We start from the raw sequence: 15,911 nt of genomic DNA, 5'->3' as shown, positions 1-15,911 counted from the left end.
AATTTTCCGTGAGGTGCTCCGGCTACGCTGTTGCAGCGACCCAATCAGCAACTTTTTCAGCCGCTGCGCCGCTCTCTAAGGCTGTGGTGACTTTCTGGAGTGCATCTTCGAATCGAAGCTCCAACGACACGTCGCTTCGAGATGGATCTTTAGCCAGTTCGTAGGCAACCACGCCACCGGCTGCGTTCAGCAAAACGATGTCCTTAATCGCACCCAAGTTTCCACCGGATTCCCCGGCAAACAAGTCGCGAGCAACTGCGGCGTTCTGAACCGCATCCCCGCCAAGTAGTGAATCGACATCCACCTTGGCCAAGCCAAGTTTGGTCGGCTGAAGCTCATGTTGTTGAACCTCTCCCCCGACTACCTGCCAGATTTGACTGTCGGCAACGGTTGAGAGCTCATCAAGGCCATCGTTGCCTCTAAATACCAAGCCGGTGCGGCCGCGCGCTGCTAACTCCTGCGCCAAAAGTGGCGCCATGGTGGCATTTGAAACACCAAGTGAAGTAGCAATTGGCTGGACTGGGTTGGCCAGCGGACCTAAGAAGTTGAACGTGGTTGGCACGCCAAGCGCCTTGCGAACCGGACCAACGAAGCGCATGGCTGGGTGAAAAACCGGAGCAAAGAAGAACGTGATGCCCACTTTTCTAAAAACCTCGGCGACCTGCTCCGGAGTTTGGTCCAAGCGGATTCCCAATGCCTCCAGCATCTCAGAAGAGCCGGTCTTTCCTGATGCAGAACGGGATCCGTGCTTAAGAACCGGAATTCCGGCACTGGCAACCAAAATCGAGGCCATGCTGGAAATGTTTACGGTACCGATCAGGTCTCCCCCGGTTCCAACGATGTCTACCGCATCAGATCCAGTATCGAGTTTGACCGAATTGAGCAGCATGGCATCGACCAGACCAGACAGTTCAGCCACGGTTTCTCCCTTGGCGCGCATGGCAGTCATGAATCCGGCCATCACTGGTTCAGGGGTCTCTCCCCCAAGAAATTGACCCATTACCCAGCTGGATTCTGCTCGAGTCAGATCGGTTCGGTCGATCAGTTTGGTCAAAATCGAAGGCCAGGTCAATGCTGAGGTCATAACCCAAAGTTTATTGCCGAATTTCTCGAATTCATGCCCAAAAAATGCCGATTTCAGGCACTTCTCAGGGTTAGGATTGAAGCATGACGACCTTAAGCGCACCTGTCATTAACCGCCCAAGTTCAACCTCGGTTGGAACAATCGTTTGGCTTGGAAGCGAGGTGATGTTCTTTGCTGGCCTTTTCGCGATGTACTTCAGCCTTCGCGCAAACTCGCCTGAAATCTGGGCTCACGACACAGCAATCCTGAACGTTCCGTTCGCTCTGGTGAATACCATCATTTTGGTCGCCTCATCTTTCACCGCTCAGTTCGGTGTTTTTGCTGCTGAGCGCCTTCAGCCACGTGCAACCGGTTGGTCACCAGCCAAGTGGGGCGTGGCCGAGTGGTTCATGCTCAGCTACTTCTTGGGTGCAATCTTCGTGGCCGGTCAGGTCTGGGAGTACGCCACCTTGATCTCTGAGGGTGTTGCTCTCAACTCAAACTCTTACGGCAGCGCCTTCTACATCACCACCGGGTTCCACGCACTTCACGTAACCGGCGGTCTAGTCGCGTTCCTGCTAATCATCGGCCGCACCTACGCAGCCAAGAAGTACGGTCACTACGAGGCAACCAGTGCCATCGTGGTTTCTTACTACTGGCACTTCGTTGACGTGGTCTGGATCGGCCTGTTCCTTATTGTTTACGTTTTGAAATAAAGAGAGACTCCAAAGATGGCTTTCATGAAAAACAAGGGCTCGCGACGCAGCCCATTTGCTGCTGTTCTAGTAATGGCAGCTGGTCTTGCGCTAACCGGTGGTGGCTACGCAGCTGCTACAGCCGCGGTCGAGCAGGTCAAGCCAGCATCAGCAGTGGCCAGCGCCGCTCAGGTCGAAGAAGGCCGCAAGCTCTTTTTGGCTAACTGTGCCAGCTGTCACGGAAAGGCTGCCGAAGGTTCAGCAGCTGGACCAAGCCTGATTGGCGTTGGAGCAGCTTCAGTCGACTTCCAGGTTGGAACCGGTCGTATGCCTGGTCAGGCTTCAGGACCTCAGCTTCAGGCCAAGAAGGTTCAGTTCACCCAGGAGCAGATCGATTCACTGGCTGCCTACGTAGCCTCACTTGCACCTGGTCCTGCTGTTCCAACCGAAGAAATGCTTGCCGCAGACGGCGATGCAACTCGCGGTGGCGAGCTGTTCCGCATCAACTGTGCGATGTGTCACAACGCAGTTGGTGCCGGTGGAGCACTAACCGAGGGAAAGTTTGCACCTTCACTAACCGGTGTTGAGTCAAAGCACATCTACGAGGCCATGGTTACCGGCCCACAGAACATGCCGGTCTTCAATGACGCAAACCTGACTCCAGAAGACAAAAAAGACATCATCACTTACTTGAAGTACGTGGAAGAAAACCCATCAGCCGGTGGTTATGAACTAGCGAACCTTGGTCCTGTTGTTGAGGGTCTGTTTGCTTGGGTATTTGTTTTGGGTCTGATTATCGCCATCACCATTTGGCTTGGCGCTAAGTCAAACTAACTTTTAGAACTTTAGAAATACAAGGGAGCATAGAGTGAGCAACAAGAGCATCACTTCAGCGGATTCGCAAGAGCCAGAGCACGACTACGCCGCAGGCTTGGCCGTGATTCCAGCCGATCGACTGCAGGACCCAGGCCTAGAGCCTCACCGTGTCCGCATGACAGACAAGAGCGTGAAGCACGAGAAGGCAGCTGCTCGTCAGGTTGCTGCTCTGTTCTTCACTTCTATCGTCGGTAGCGCATTTGCGGTTTACGCGTACTTTGCATTCCCTATCACCGAAGAACTTGGCACCGTTCGCCTGAACACTCTCCTACTAGGTCTCGGCATCACCCTTGGCCTCTTGGGCATTGGAATCGGTGCTGTGCACTGGGCCAAGACCCTGATGCCTGATGCTGAAGTATCAGAGGAGCGCCACATTGCTCGTGGTTCAGAGGAAGTTCGCGCCCGTGCAGTTGAAATCATCAAGCTTGCCGACTCTGAGTCTGGTTTTAGCCGTCGCAAGCTTATTCGTCGCTCACTTTACGGCGCATTGGCTTTGTTCCCGCTGCCAGCAATCATGATTTTCGGCGACTTGGGACCTAACCCTGGCGACACCCTTCGCCACACCATGTGGAAGAAGGGCACTCGCTTGGCTAAGGACCCAAGCGGTCTGCCGATCAAGGCTTCAGACGTAACCATTGGTTCTGTTTTCCACGTAATTCCTGAGGGCCTCAGCGAGCTAGAGCACCACAAGCTCGAAGAGAAGGCTAAGGCAGCCGTTCTTTTGGTTCGCCTTGACCCTGCCGACATCAAAGAATCTGAGGAGCGCAAGAGCTGGTCATACGACGGCATCGTTGCTTACTCAAAGATCTGTACCCACGTAGGTTGCCCAGTTGCACTCTACGAGCAGCACACTCACCACCTGCTTTGCCCTTGCCACCAGTCGACATTCGATGTCACTGATGCCTGCAAGGTGGTTTTCGGGCCTGCATCACGCCCATTGCCACAGCTACCAATCACCGTTGACGCCGAAGGTTACCTGATCGCTCAGAGCGACTTCACCGAACCTGTTGGCCCTAGCTTCTGGGAGCGCTAAAAATGAGTAACGCAGTTGCAGCACCTAAAAAGGGTGGATTTCTTGCGGGCACCGCTAACTACCTAGACGAACGCGTCGGCGTAGCAGGCATCCTGAAGGAATTCGGCCGCAAAGTTTTCCCTGACCACTGGTCGTTCATGCTGGGTGAAGTCGCCCTATACAGCTTCCTCGTGTTGCTGTTGTCAGGTACTTTCTTGACCTTCTTCTTCCAGCCGGCGATGACTCCGGTTATTTACGACGGTGTCTACGGGCCACTTAAGGGCGCCGAGATGTCGATCGCTTATGCATCGACCTTGGACATCTCATTTGAGGTTCGCGGCGGTCTATTGATGCGCCAGGTTCACCACTGGTCAGCACTGCTATTCGTAGCTGCTGCCGGTCTACACATGCTTCGCGTATTCTTCACCGGTGCATTCCGCAAGCCTCGAGAAATCAACTGGGTAGTCGGTTTCGTACTCTTCGTTTTGGGTATGGCCGGTGGATTCACCGGATACTCACTTCCTGATGACCTTCTATCAGGTAACGGTCTTCGCATCATCGATGGAATGATCAAGGGCCTACCGGTCATTGGCGCCTACACATCATCACTACTATTCGGTGGCGAGTTCCCAGGCGAAGAAATCATCGCGCGCCTCTACGGTCTGCACATTCTTCTCGTTCCAGCACTGATCTTGGTGTTCATCGTGATTCACCTCTTCATGGTGGTTATTCACAAGCACACCCACTACTCAGGCCCTGGACGCAAGGACTCCAACGTTGTTGGTTACCCGCTAATGCCTGTATACGTGGCTAAGGCTGGTGGTTTCTTCTTCATCGTGTTCGGTGTAATCATGCTGATCTCAGCGACCTTCACCATCAACCCAGTTTGGAACTTCGGTGCCTACGACCCATCTCCAGTTTCAGCTGGTACTCAGCCTGACTGGTACATTGGTTGGTTGGATGGCGCTCTGCGCTTGGCCCCTACCGGTCTTGAGTTCATCATTGGTGGAAACACCTGGGCACTCAACATCCTGCTTCCTATGATCGTGGGCGTTGGCTTCTTGATTGTTGTAGCCATCTACCCATTCATCGAAGCTTGGGTCACCGGCGACAAGCGTGAACACCACGTCCTTGACCGCCCACGCAACGCGCCAACCCGCACTGCTATTGGTGCCGCTGGTGTGGTCTTCTACGCAGTCCTTTGGGCCGGCGCAGCAACCGACTTAATTGCAACCAACTTTAAGATGTCACTAAACCAGGTCCTGACCTCGATGCAGATCCTGCTCATCGTTGGCCCAATCTTGGCTTACATCATCACTAAGCGCACCTGTCTATCGCTCCAGCGTAAGGACCGCGAGATTGTCCTTCACGGTCGCGAAACCGGACGCATCGTGCGCTTGCCACACGGCGAGTACATTGAGGTTCACGAGCCTCTAGACGAGTTTGAGCAGTGGAAGCTGGTCGACTTCAAGGACTACGCTCCAACCTTGGCCCGCCCGAACGCTGCCGGAAAGATCACCATCGGTGCTCGAATCCGTGCAGGTCTGTCACGCTTCTACTTCGAGGACCGCATTGCGCCGGTAACTCAGAGTGAGCTTGACGCAGCACACCACGACCACGCTCCTGCGGTTGAGGAAAAGCCTAAGAAGGCCGTAGCTGCCAAGAAGACCCCAGCCAAGAAGTAAATTATCTGAGAACTCCCCCGCGGCCCAAAGGCTGTGGGGGTTTTCTTTTACCCGGCTGGGCGGTGGCTTCGCGTTCTAGAATCAGAGTGTGACTTTCGAACCAACAGCCAGCTCTCACCACGCGAGTCTGCACACCAACCAAGAGCAGTACAACGAGTACAAGCGCGGCCATGATCATATTGCCCAGAACATCGCAGCTCTCATGGTTGAAGGCAATTCGGCTGATTCTGAAGCCATTCAGGAGTGGATTGGAAAGCACTACGCCTACGTATGCCAGTTCTGGACTCCAAATAGGGTGGCCTACAAATCTCTGGCACTAACCTACACAATGGATCCGGCATTCAAAGCAACGTACGAGGCCTACGAGCCTGGGTTGGCAGTGTTCATCCAACGGGCTATTTACTACTGGGCAGACGCCAACCTCGCTTGACGCGAACTGCCCCTGGCCTCTCCCCTGTGTCATTAGTGATTCCGCAATGAAACGTGCACGCTCATCGATCTAGCGCAAAAAATGCCCCAACCAACTAGTGGCTGGGGCATTTTCATAAGCCTTTAGTGGGCGTTTAGGCCACGGCTACGTTCGAATACGAATCCGATGATCGCTACCAAGCAGAGTGGGAAGGCGATGAAGAACAGCCACCAACCCACTGCCAAGGCTGCGAAAGCCATCGATGCGAATAGACCAAGGAATAGTGGCCACCAGCTCCAAGGGGCGAAGTAGCCAATCTCAGAGTCACCATCTTCGATGTTTGCGTCTAGGCGGTCCTCAGGAACCGGACCCTGTACCTTGTGGGTCTTCTTGATGTAGAACGCCAAGAAAGCCGACATAAAGCCGAGCATCGCGATAGCCGCGGTACCAATTGGCTCGTAACCACCATTGGTGTTGTACCACCAGATGGCATAACCGATTGCATCTACAAAGTAGAAGACGGTTAGGAACCAGAATAGGTTTCCGTTGAACTTCATGCTGCTAGCCCTTACTTCTTTGGTGCAGCAGAAGCCTTAGCCTCAGGCGCTGCGTACTCTGGGTGGTTCAAGTCGAATGCTGGAGACTCTGAACGCACACGTGGAATTGAGGTGAAGTTGTGGCGTGGGAACGGAGTAGCTGTAGCCCACTCAAGTGAGCGTCCGTAGCCCCATGGGTCGTTCAGGGTGGTCTTTTCACCCTTACGAGCGGTGATGTAGATATTCCATAGGAACGGAATCACAGACAGTGCTAGCAATGCCGAACCAGCTGTTGAAACGCCGTTCATCCAGGTGAAACCGTCTTCAGGCAGGTAGGTCGCGTAACGACGTGGCATACCGATGATGCCCAACCAGTGCTGAATCAAGAAGGTCACGTGGAAACCGGTGAACAATAGCCAGAACTGGATCTTTCCTAGGCGCTCGTTCAGCATCTTTCCGGTCATCTTTGGGTACCAGAAGTAGATACCGGCAAACATTGCGAACACAACGGTACCGAAGACTACGTAGTGGAAGTGAGCAACTACGAAGTAGCTGTCAGACAGGTGGAAGTCCAGTGCTGGTGAAGCAAGGATTACACCGGTCAAACCACCGAAGATGAAGGTAGTCAAGAAGCCCAGTGCGTAAAGCATTGGGGTTTCGAACGAGACTGAGCCCTTCCAGAAGGTACCAATCCAGTTGAAGATCTTTACACCGGTAGGCACTGCGATAAGCATGGTGGTGAACGCGAAGAACGGTAGTAGCACCGAACCGGTCACGTACATATGGTGCGCCCAAACAGTCATCGACAGCGCAGCAATAGCGATGGTTGCGTAGACCAAGGTCTTGTAACCAAAGATTGGCTTGCGGCTGAAGACCGGGAAGATTTCAGAAATGATTCCGAAGAACGGCAACGCAAGGATGTAAACCTCTGGGTGGCCGAAGAACCAGAACAGGTGCTGCCAAAGCATTGGGCCACCGTTAGCTGGGTCGAAGATGTGAGCGTCGAAACGACGGTCGGCACCCAGTGCAAACAGTGCAGCCGCAAGAGGAGGGAAACACATGATGACCAGAATCGAGGTAACCAGAGTGTTCCAAACAAAAATTGGCAAACGGAACATGGTCATACCAGGAGCACGCATCGTCAAAATCGTGGTGATGAAGTTGACACCACCCATGATGGTTCCGAAACCGCTAAGGGCAAGACCGAATACCCACAGGTCGCCACCTAGACCAGGCGAGAATGTGGTGCTGTTTAGCGGAGCGTAAGCAAACCAACCGAAGCTTGCTGCACCCTGTGGGGTGAAGAAACCAGCAACAGCTACGAATGAACCGAAGAAGTAGAACCAGTAGGCGATGGCGTTTAGACGAGGGAATGCCACGTCTGGAGCACCAATCTGAACTGGCATCAAGATGTTGGCGAATGCCGCAAACAATGGGGTCGCGAACATCAGCAACATGATGGTTCCGTGCATGGTGAACAACTGGTTGTACTGCTCTTTGGTCTGAACGATGTCAAGACCAGGGGCAGCCAGCTGGGCACGAATTACCAATGCCATCACACCACCGATAAGGAAGTATGCGAACGAGGTAATTAGGTACAGGTAACCGATCTTCTTGTGATCGGTTGTGGTTAGCCAGTCGACCAGGATCTGTCCCTTGGTCTTCTTAGAAGTTCCGTAGGCCGGCTTGGTTGCAGTTGCGGTAGCCATAGTCCTTATCCTCTGATCTCTGGGTTGTCGCCAGGAAGGTTCTGGTTGCGGTCGTAGGTTTCATCCAGCTGACCGACATTGCCGGCTGCAGCTAGGTCAGCAAGGTGAGCGTCATACTCGGCCTGTGAGACAACCTTGACGTTGAACAACATCAATGAGTGGTACTCACCACAGAGCTCAGCACACTTACCCTGGTAGGTTCCCTCAACCTGAGGGGTGAAGTACATGGTGTTGGTGCGACCCGGGAACATGTCCTTCTTGTAAAGGAAGTCGATTACCCAGAAAGAGTGGATTACGTCGCGAGCAGAAAGGTCAATCTTGACTGACTTGTTGACTGGCAGGTACAAGGTTGGAAGCTTTGCTTCAGCACCCTCTTCGCCATCAAAGTCAGACTGAACACCAGAGTCGTAAACGTTGCCGTCAACGTAGTTGAAGTCCCAGCTCCACTGCTTACCGATAACTTCGATTTCTACGTCCGGGTTTGCAACCGGTGCCTCGATGGCTGCCATGTCGCGGGCAGTGAAGGCGAAGAATCCGATGGTGATGATTAGCGGGACCACGGTGAACATGGTCTCAATCGGGTTGTTGTAACGAAGCTGCGAAGGTGGTGCGGTGTCTCCCTTGCGGCGACGGTAGACGATGATTGCCCAGAACATCAGAGCCCAAGCAATACCACCGACGATCCATAGGACAATCCATGATGTGGTCCAGAGACCAACAATGCGCTCGGTGTGGTTGGTTACACCGGTTTCACCCGGCAGCAAACCACGCTGGAACTCCTGAGGAGTACAGCCACTGAGGAGCAACATCAATGATGCTGCAGTAGGCAAGGCTGCCCACTTAATTGCACGCTTTTTTAGCACAATCGACCCTTCGAATATCGAATCGTTACGTTGTCTATCCTACGCTCATTGTGGCCGCCATCGAGCCACAAACGCTGTTGAATAACGGATTTTTGAACAGAAAAACCCCGATTCGCCGCTGAGCAAATCGGGGTTTTAGAAATTTTTTCTGAATTGTGTCTAGTTGAATGAATCGCCGCAGGCACATGAACCAGCTGCATTTGGGTTGTCGATGGTGAAACCCTGCTTCTGGATGGTGTCTTCGAAGTCAATAGAAGCTCCGTCGAGGTAAGGAACACTCATTTTGTCTACTACAACCTCAACGCCGTTGAACTCTGATACGACGTCACCCTCGGCCAACTGCTCGTCAAAGTAAAGCTGGTAAATAAGTCCTGAACAACCTCCAGGCTGGACTGCTACGCGCAAACGCAGGTCGTCGCGACCCTCAGCAGAAATGAGAGTGCGAACCTTGTCCTGAGCCTGCTCGGTAAGAGTTACGCCGGTTTCTAGAGTCTGAGTCATTTGGTCCGCTTTCTACGTACTTTGGTGAGATAAGTCTAACTTTCTCGACGCTGTAAGTGAACCCCTCAGAGCTGAAGTTCATTCCCTGCAAGCAGGAAAATCGCCTCAGAAACCATGGCTTTTCTTAGGCTTTCAATGTGAACGGATTCGTTAGGGCTGTGAGCTCGCGAATCTGGGTCCTCAACTCCGGTAACCAGAATTTGGGCCGACGGAAATACCTCGGTCAAGTCTGCGATGAAAGGAATTGAGCCGCCGATACCAATGTTCACCGGAGCCGCACTCCATCCGTGAGCCAAGGATTTCTTTACCAACTGAGCTGCCCAGCCAGAATCATCCATGTCAAAAGGCTTGCCCAATTCAACTTCACCAAATGAAAGCTCAGCACCAAACGGCGTGTGACCTAGAAGATGAGCTTTTAGGAGGTTCAGCGCCTCGGCCGGATCTTGCCCCGGTGCTATTCTCATGCTGATTTTGGCCCTCACACTCGGTAAAAGGGTGTTCGAGGACAGGGCAACTGGTTGCCCGTCGATACCGATTACAGTGATGGCCGGCTTGCCCCAAATTCTCTGCAGGATGCCGCCAGATCCGATTGTTTGAGTGTTAGGCAAAAGCCCTGAGTCCTGCCTCAGAGAATTCTCGGAATAGGCCAGTTCGTCGGTTTGGGCTGATTTGAGGCCCGCTACCGCAACCTCACCTTGGTCATCATGCAGGCTGGCGAGTAATTTGATTGTGGCTAACATCGCATCGGGCACCGCTCCCCCGTACATTCCTGAGTGCACGGCATGATCCAGGGTCTTCACCTGAACAACCACCGAAACCAATCCTCGGAGGGTGGTAGTCAGGGCAGGAATTTCGGTGGTCCAGTTTCCTGAGTCGGCAACGATGATTACATCAGCGGCTAGATCAGCTTGGTTTTCTTCGAGAAAGTTTCTGAAGGTGGGAGAACCGGCCTCCTCCTCACCCTCAATGAAGAGTGAAATACCGAGGTCAAAGTCTTTACCCTTCGAATCGACTAGGGCCTGTAGTGCTGCCAGGTGGGCAACAATGCCCGCCTTGTCGTCAGCCACTCCCCTGCCAAAAATTCGATCCTCGGTTCTTACCGGCTCGAATGGTTTGGTTTTCCAGTCATCTATGTTGCCCGGCGGCTGAACATCATGATGGGCATAGAGGAGCACCTGAGGTTTGCCGTTTTTGGCAGCTCGTCTGGCGATAACAGCCGGTGCGCCGGGTTTTCCGTCAACTGCGGATCTTCTAACCTCGACAAAGTCAAAAATATTTAGGTTTCTGAACAAATCAGCGACCATCTGAGCGCTGGTATCAAGATTTGAACTATCAAAGGCCTCCCAGGCGATTCCAGGCACCTTGGATAGCTCAATAAGCGAGCTAAGCGTGACCTCAAAGCGGTTGTCGACACTGGAGGCCGAATCTTGGGCAAATCGGCTGAATTCTGAGTCTGGCACTGAGGTCATGAGAGTAATCTATAAGCCCAAGCAAGTTACTGAGGACATTAATGACCGAGCAAAAGAAATCTGCCGAGCCAAAGGGGCGCCCTACCCCGAGCCGTAAAGAACGCGAAGCGCTAAACCGCAAGCCACTGGTTGGCGACCGAAGCCCAGAGGCTCGTGCCGCTGCCAAGGCTCGCCTGAAAGAAGAACGTCTACGCGCACGCGAGGGTATGGCTCGAGGCGACGAGAAGTACCTAAGTGCTCGCGACCGAGGACCACAGCGCGCTTTTGTGCGTGACTACGTGGACTCAAGATTCACTGCCGGCGAAATGGTTATGCCGACGCTGTTTTTGGTCATCATCATCTCGGCCATCGACAGCTACATTGTTCAGCTGACCACACTGGTCGCCATGTGGTTGTTGTTCATTGTTGTGGGTGTAAATGCAACTTTGATCGGCCGCGGAGCTACCAAGGAACTTGCCGAAAAGTATGGAGCCGACAAGGTAGAGTCAGGCCTTCGCTGGTACGCCGCGATGCGCTCGATTCAGATGCGCCCAATGCGCTTGCCAAAAGCCCGTGTAAAGCGCGGCCGCAAAAAGTAGCCAAACGACTCAGCAAAAAAGGACCGCCTTGATGGCGGTCCTTTTTTATTAGCGAGTTAGTTCGCGGTTGATTCGCCTTGCCCAGAGCGGACCCTCGTAGATAAATCCTGTGTAACCCTGGACCAGGGTTGCACCGTTATCCAAGCGTTCTTGCGCTTCAGCCGCGGTTTCGATTCCGCCAACAGAAATAATGGCAACCCGGCCATTTAGGCGAGCCCTAAGCAAGCGGAGCACCTCGAGCGATCTTGCCTTGAGCGGAGCGCCCGAAAGCCCTCCGGCGCCAGCTGCAGCGACGATGTTGGGGTTAGTTTTGAGGCCATCGCGAGAAATTGTTGTGTTGGTAGCAATCAAACCGGCCAACCCGATGTCAAATGCCAAATCTGCAACTGCCGCAATGTCCTCATCAGCAAGATCTGGGGCAATCTTTACTAGCACCGGGGTGCTTCCTGCTTCTTGTAGCACAGCAGTCAGGATTGGCGCCAAGGCTTCAACCGATTGCAGCGAACGCAGACCTGGCGTATTTGGTGATGAAACATTCACTGCCAAATAGTCAGCATGTGGAGCTAGCAAACGAGCGCTGGCTCGATAGTCAGATTCTGCCTGCTCAACCTCAACCACTCGACTCTTGCCAATGTTGACGCCGATGACCGGCAGGTTTGAACCGTGACGGGCCCTGAGTTTCTCTAACCGATTTGCCACGACCTGAGCGCCATCGTTGTTAAATCCCATGCGGTTAATCAGGGCACGGTCAGGAATCAAGCGAAACAAGCGTGGTTTTTCGTTGCCACCCTGAGGAATTGCCGTTACGGTGCCAATTTCAACGTGAGAGAACCCAAGCTCTCCGAGAGCTTTGATAGCCACTGCATTTTTGTCAAAGCCAGCGGCTACACCAAATGGAGCATCGAAGTGAAGACCAAAAGCCTGGACTGATCCGCGACCGCTGGTGCGAACCCGAGCCAACTTTGTGAGCCCAATGGCACCCGCAAACCGAATGCCAAACATTCCGATGTGGTGAGCTTGCTCAGCATCTAGACGAGCGAAGAAAAGTTTAAAAATTAGGCGATACAGCACCGGTAAAGAATACCTCAGCGACTAGCTGCAGCCCGAGGTTGAGCCACAACCCTCACAAACGTGGCAGGAACCAGACGGACGCATCTTGATACCGCAGTTGAAACAAAGTGGCGCATCTGATTCAGTGCCCTGCAGCATTTCGAAAAGCTCGGCTGAGGAATGAATCTCGCGTTTCACACTGGCCTGTGGCGGCGTTTCAACAACTACCTCAGCTACTGCGTCGGCCACCTGACGCAGTGCGTCGTCAACCGCCGCTCCTGCGGAAATTGGTGAGTCGGTGTTGTTCGAAGCAGGCTGAGTTGTTTGCGGGACAACCTCTGGCAGTCCGTAGGCCGAATTGGCATCGAGTGCGGCGGTGCGCTCCTCCGAGGAGAGAATACCTAGGTAGGTTCGCGTCTCGATTGGCAAGTAGTCGAGAGCCAGGCGCCTGAAAATGTAATCCATCAGCGACTTGGCCATTCGAATGTCGGCGTCATCGGTCAGTCCAGCCGGCTCGAAGGACACATTCGTGAACTTTTGCACAAAGGTTTCAAGTGGGACGCCATATTGCAGGCCGATCGAGACTGCAATCGAGAATGCGTCCATTACGCCGGCCAAGGTTGAGCCCTGTTTACCAAGCTTGAGGAATACCTCACCGAGGCCACCGTCAGGGTAAGAGCCGGCGGTCATGTACCCCTCAGCTCCGCCCACAGTGAACGAAGTTGTTGATGATGGCCGCGACTTTGGCAGGCGCTTTCGAACTGGGTGAGCCATTGGCGAACCCAGCCCTGAAGAGACTAGTTTTTGATCACTGTCTGCAGCGGGGGCAGATTTTGCCTTGGCGTCAGAAAGTGGCTGACCGACTTTACAGTTGTCACGATAGATGGCCAGAGCCTTCAGGCCCATTTTCCAGCCCTGGAAGTACACGTCAGCGATTTCCTCGCGAGTAGCTGTCTCAGGCATGTTTACGGTCTTTGAAATAGCACCCGACAGGAACGGTTGAACCGCAGCCATCATGCGGACATGACCCATCGGCTCAATTGCCCGGACGCCAATCGCGGTATCAAAAATTGGATAGTGTTCGAGCTTCAAACCAGGAGCATCAACCACGTGACCGTGCTGACCAATGTGCTCAATGATTTGCTCAATGGTTTCTTGGGCATAGCCAAGGCGGTGAAGCGCAAACGGAATAGTTTGGTTGACGATCTGCATCGAACCGCCAGTTGAGAGCTTCTTGTACTTGACTAGTGAGAAATCAGGTTCGATTCCAGTCGTGTCGCAATCCATCATGAATCCGATGGTCCCGGTTGGGGCTAAGAGCGAGGCCTGGGCGTTGCGCCAGCCATTTTGGGCACCGATTTCACGGTTCAAAGCCCACTGATAATTGGCTGCATCGATTACGTCAGCATCAATTTGGCTGACCGGATCAACCTGCAAACTTGCCTCTTGGTGCTTGGCCATAATTCGCTCGTGAGCGAACTGGTTTTTAGCAAAGCCCTCGTAAGCCCCGACTACACCGGCTAGCTCTGCCGAACGGCGATAAGCGGTTGCTGTCATCAGTGAGGTGATTGCGGCCGCTAGTGCAAAACCTTCGCGACTGTCATAAGGAACGCCAATCGCCATAAGTAGGGCCCCGAGATTTGCATAGCCAATGCCTAGTTGGCGGAAAGCACGAGTTGTCTCGGCAATTGCCTCGGTTGGGAAGTCGGCAAAGCAAATCGAAATGTCCATGGCCGTAAAAATAAGTTCATTGGCCTTGATGAAGGTATCGCTGTCAAAAGAACCGTCTGGAAGCAGGAACTTGAGCAGGTTGAGCGAGGCTAGGTTGCAGCTTGAGTTGTCAAGGTGCATGTATTCCGAGCAAGGGTTAGATGCTGAAATTCGGCCTGACTCGGGAGTTGTGTGCCAGTCGTTAATAATGTCGTCGTACTGAATACCTGGGTCGGCACATTGCCACGCAGCATCAGCAATTTTTGCAAATAGTTCGCGTGCATCAACGGTTTCGATCACTTCACCAGTGGTGCGGGCACGAAGACCAAAAGAGCCACCGTGTTCCACCGCTTCCATGAACTCAGCATTTACCCGCACGGAGTTATTGGCATTTTGGTACTGGACGGAGATGATGTCCTTGCCGCCGAGCTCCATGTTGTAACCGGCGTCTCGGAGAACGCGAATTTTGCCCTCTTCGCGTGCCTTGGTCTCAATGAATTCTTCGATGTCCGGGTGATCGACGTCTAGGACTACCATTTTGGCTGCTCGGCGCGTGGCACCGCCCGACTTGATTGTGCCAGCGCTGGCATCAGCCCCACGCATGAACGAAACCGGGCCGGACGCGGTTCCGCCTGACTTTTTGAGGTGTTCCTTGGATGAGCGAATTCGTGAGAGGTTGAGACCGGCTCCGGAACCACCTTTGAAGATCAGCCCCTCTTCGCGATACCAGTTCAAAATCGAATCCATTGAATCGTCGACGGCGAGAATGAAGCAGGCGGATACCTGTTGCGGGCTCTTGGTGCCAACGTTGAACCATACTGGTGAATTGAAGCTGAAGATCTGGTTTAGCAGCATGTAGGTGAGTTCGTGCTCAAAAACCGTAGCGTCATTCTCGGAGGCAAAATATCCGTGTTCACGCCCCGCGTGTGTGTAGGTGTGGACCACGCGGTTGATCAGTTGTTTGAGACTGAATTCGCGGTCGGAAGCACCAACGGCACCGCGGAAGTACTTTGTAGTCACAATTGTGCTGGCATTGATGCTCCAGAAGTCGGGGAATTCAACGCCAGCTTGCTCAAAAATGGTCTCGCCGGTCTGCCAATTGGTCTGCACGACGTCGCGGTATTCCCAATTGACCTGGTCGTAAGGGTGAACACCCTCTTGCGTGTAAATCCGGCTAATAGTCAGTCCGCGGCCGGTTGCTGTTGAAGCTCCGAAGTCTTGGTGGTCATTCATGAACTTGCCTTTCGTCTGTGACTAAAAAGTAATTCTGAGCCGAGGGTACGACACTACTGTTCTTGGTGGCTGGCCCGAAGCTTTCCGATCGCAGCCTCAAAATCTTCTAGAGTCTCCCAACCCTGATAAACGCTGGCGAAACGCATAAAAGCAACCTCGTCGAGCTTTCGAAGTGGCTCCAGGATGGCAAGACCGATGTCGTTTGCCTCGAGCTGAGCAGCGCCGGTGGACCGAACGTCTTCTTCAACGGTCTGGGCCAAGAGTGCAAGGTCTGATTCAGAAACTGGACGCCCCTGGCATGCTTTTCTAACACCGTTCATGATTTTGTCACGGCTGAAAGGTTGGGTCACACCGCTGCGCTTTACCACTGTGAGGCTGGCGGTTTCGGTCGTGCTGAAGCGCATGCCACACTCAGGGCACTGACGGCGACGACGAATCGATGAACCATCATCTGAGGTGCGCGAATCGGTCACGCGCGAATCGGCGAATCTGCAAAATGGACAGTGCATAATCAAGCCCTTC

The 15,911-nt window shown here is 53.5% G+C and carries 15 protein-coding genes; 6 read left to right on the top strand and 9 right to left on the bottom strand.

Translation table 11 applies throughout. The annotated features are described in order from the left end of the window. Positions 1–22 precede the first annotated feature (22 nt). Complete coding sequence (gene trpD, locus OO731_RS02675) at positions 23–1,084, bottom strand: anthranilate phosphoribosyltransferase (RefSeq protein WP_264890551.1); 1,062 nt, start codon at positions 1,082–1,084, stop codon at positions 23–25. 83 nt (positions 1,085–1,167) lie between these two features. On the opposite strand from trpD, the gene OO731_RS02670 reads away from it, so the two are divergent. The 5 genes from OO731_RS02670 to OO731_RS02650 all read left to right on the top strand — a co-directional run bounded on the left by OO731_RS02670 (position 1,168) and on the right by OO731_RS02650 (position 5,761). Beyond that, positions 1,168–1,779 carry a heme-copper oxidase subunit III gene (locus OO731_RS02670; RefSeq protein ID WP_138315448.1) on the top strand — a complete coding sequence of 204 codons (612 nt, stop codon included), beginning with the start codon at positions 1,168–1,170 and terminating at the stop codon, positions 1,777–1,779. Positions 1,780–1,803: 24 nt separating this feature from the next. Next, positions 1,804–2,592: a cytochrome c gene (locus OO731_RS02665; RefSeq protein ID WP_264890660.1), complete on the top strand. Its 789-nt coding sequence runs from the start codon at positions 1,804–1,806 to the stop codon at positions 2,590–2,592. 157 nt (positions 2,593–2,749) lie between these two features. After that, positions 2,750–3,667 carry a Rieske 2Fe-2S domain-containing protein gene (locus OO731_RS02660; protein WP_138276041.1) on the top strand — a complete coding sequence of 306 codons (918 nt, stop codon included), beginning with the start codon at positions 2,750–2,752 and terminating at the stop codon, positions 3,665–3,667. A gap of 2 nt (positions 3,668–3,669) precedes the next feature. Further along, the gene (locus OO731_RS02655; protein ID WP_264890550.1) at positions 3,670–5,331 is read left to right on the top strand and encodes a cytochrome bc complex cytochrome b subunit; all 1,662 of its coding nucleotides are present in this window, start codon (positions 3,670–3,672) and stop codon (positions 5,329–5,331) included. Between the two features lie 88 nt (positions 5,332–5,419). After that, the gene (locus tag OO731_RS02650; protein WP_264890549.1) at positions 5,420–5,761 is read left to right on the top strand and encodes a TipAS antibiotic-recognition domain-containing protein; all 342 of its coding nucleotides are present in this window, start codon (positions 5,420–5,422) and stop codon (positions 5,759–5,761) included. A gap of 122 nt (positions 5,762–5,883) precedes the next feature. Here the strand turns inward: OO731_RS02650 and OO731_RS02645 are convergent, their stop codons facing one another. The 5 genes from OO731_RS02645 to OO731_RS02625 form a co-directional block, all read right to left on the bottom strand. After that, positions 5,884–6,297 (bottom strand): cytochrome c oxidase subunit 4, encoded by a 414-nt coding sequence (locus tag OO731_RS02645; protein ID WP_264890548.1) that lies wholly within the window; start codon positions 6,295–6,297, stop codon positions 5,884–5,886. Positions 6,298–6,308: 11 nt separating this feature from the next. Further along, positions 6,309–7,985 carry a cytochrome c oxidase subunit I gene (gene ctaD, locus OO731_RS02640; protein WP_264890547.1) on the bottom strand — a complete coding sequence of 559 codons (1,677 nt, stop codon included), beginning with the start codon at positions 7,983–7,985 and terminating at the stop codon, positions 6,309–6,311. Positions 7,986–7,990: 5 nt separating this feature from the next. Further along, positions 7,991–8,848 (bottom strand): cytochrome c oxidase subunit II, encoded by an 858-nt coding sequence (coxB, locus tag OO731_RS02635; RefSeq protein WP_246777932.1) that lies wholly within the window; start codon positions 8,846–8,848, stop codon positions 7,991–7,993. Between the two features lie 159 nt (positions 8,849–9,007). Continuing rightward, entirely contained in the window at positions 9,008–9,349 is a 342-nt protein-coding gene (erpA, locus tag OO731_RS02630; RefSeq protein WP_138275267.1) for an iron-sulfur cluster insertion protein ErpA, read from the bottom strand. A gap of 65 nt (positions 9,350–9,414) precedes the next feature. Then, positions 9,415–10,818, bottom strand: coding sequence for a dipeptidase (locus tag OO731_RS02625; protein WP_264890546.1), 1,404 nt, complete (start codon positions 10,816–10,818; stop codon positions 9,415–9,417). Between the two features lie 41 nt (positions 10,819–10,859). Between OO731_RS02625 and OO731_RS02620 the strand changes: the two genes are divergently transcribed. Beyond that, on the top strand, positions 10,860–11,396 hold the full coding sequence (locus tag OO731_RS02620) for a DUF3043 domain-containing protein (protein ID WP_264890545.1): 537 nt from the start codon (positions 10,860–10,862) through the stop codon (positions 11,394–11,396). A 48-nt stretch (positions 11,397–11,444) separates the two neighbouring features. Here the strand turns inward: OO731_RS02620 and OO731_RS02615 are convergent, their stop codons facing one another. From OO731_RS02615 to nrdR, 3 genes are read right to left on the bottom strand one after another with little or no spacing between them, the layout of a single operon-like run. Next, entirely contained in the window at positions 11,445–12,464 is a 1,020-nt protein-coding gene (locus OO731_RS02615; RefSeq protein ID WP_264890659.1) for a quinone-dependent dihydroorotate dehydrogenase, read from the bottom strand. A 24-nt stretch (positions 12,465–12,488) separates the two neighbouring features. After that, complete coding sequence (locus tag OO731_RS02610) at positions 12,489–15,389, bottom strand: vitamin B12-dependent ribonucleotide reductase (RefSeq protein ID WP_264890544.1); 2,901 nt, start codon at positions 15,387–15,389, stop codon at positions 12,489–12,491. Positions 15,390–15,442: 53 nt separating this feature from the next. Beyond that, the gene (gene nrdR / locus OO731_RS02605) at positions 15,443–15,898 is read right to left on the bottom strand and encodes a transcriptional regulator NrdR (RefSeq protein ID WP_138275263.1); all 456 of its coding nucleotides are present in this window, start codon (positions 15,896–15,898) and stop codon (positions 15,443–15,445) included. Positions 15,899–15,911: the final 13 nt, after the last annotated feature.

It is taken from the genome of Rhodoluna sp. KAS3 (genome assembly GCF_026000575.1).
Classification (GTDB): domain Bacteria; phylum Actinomycetota; class Actinomycetes; order Actinomycetales; family Microbacteriaceae; genus Rhodoluna.
This window is presented reverse-complemented; position numbering and strand designations above follow the sequence as displayed.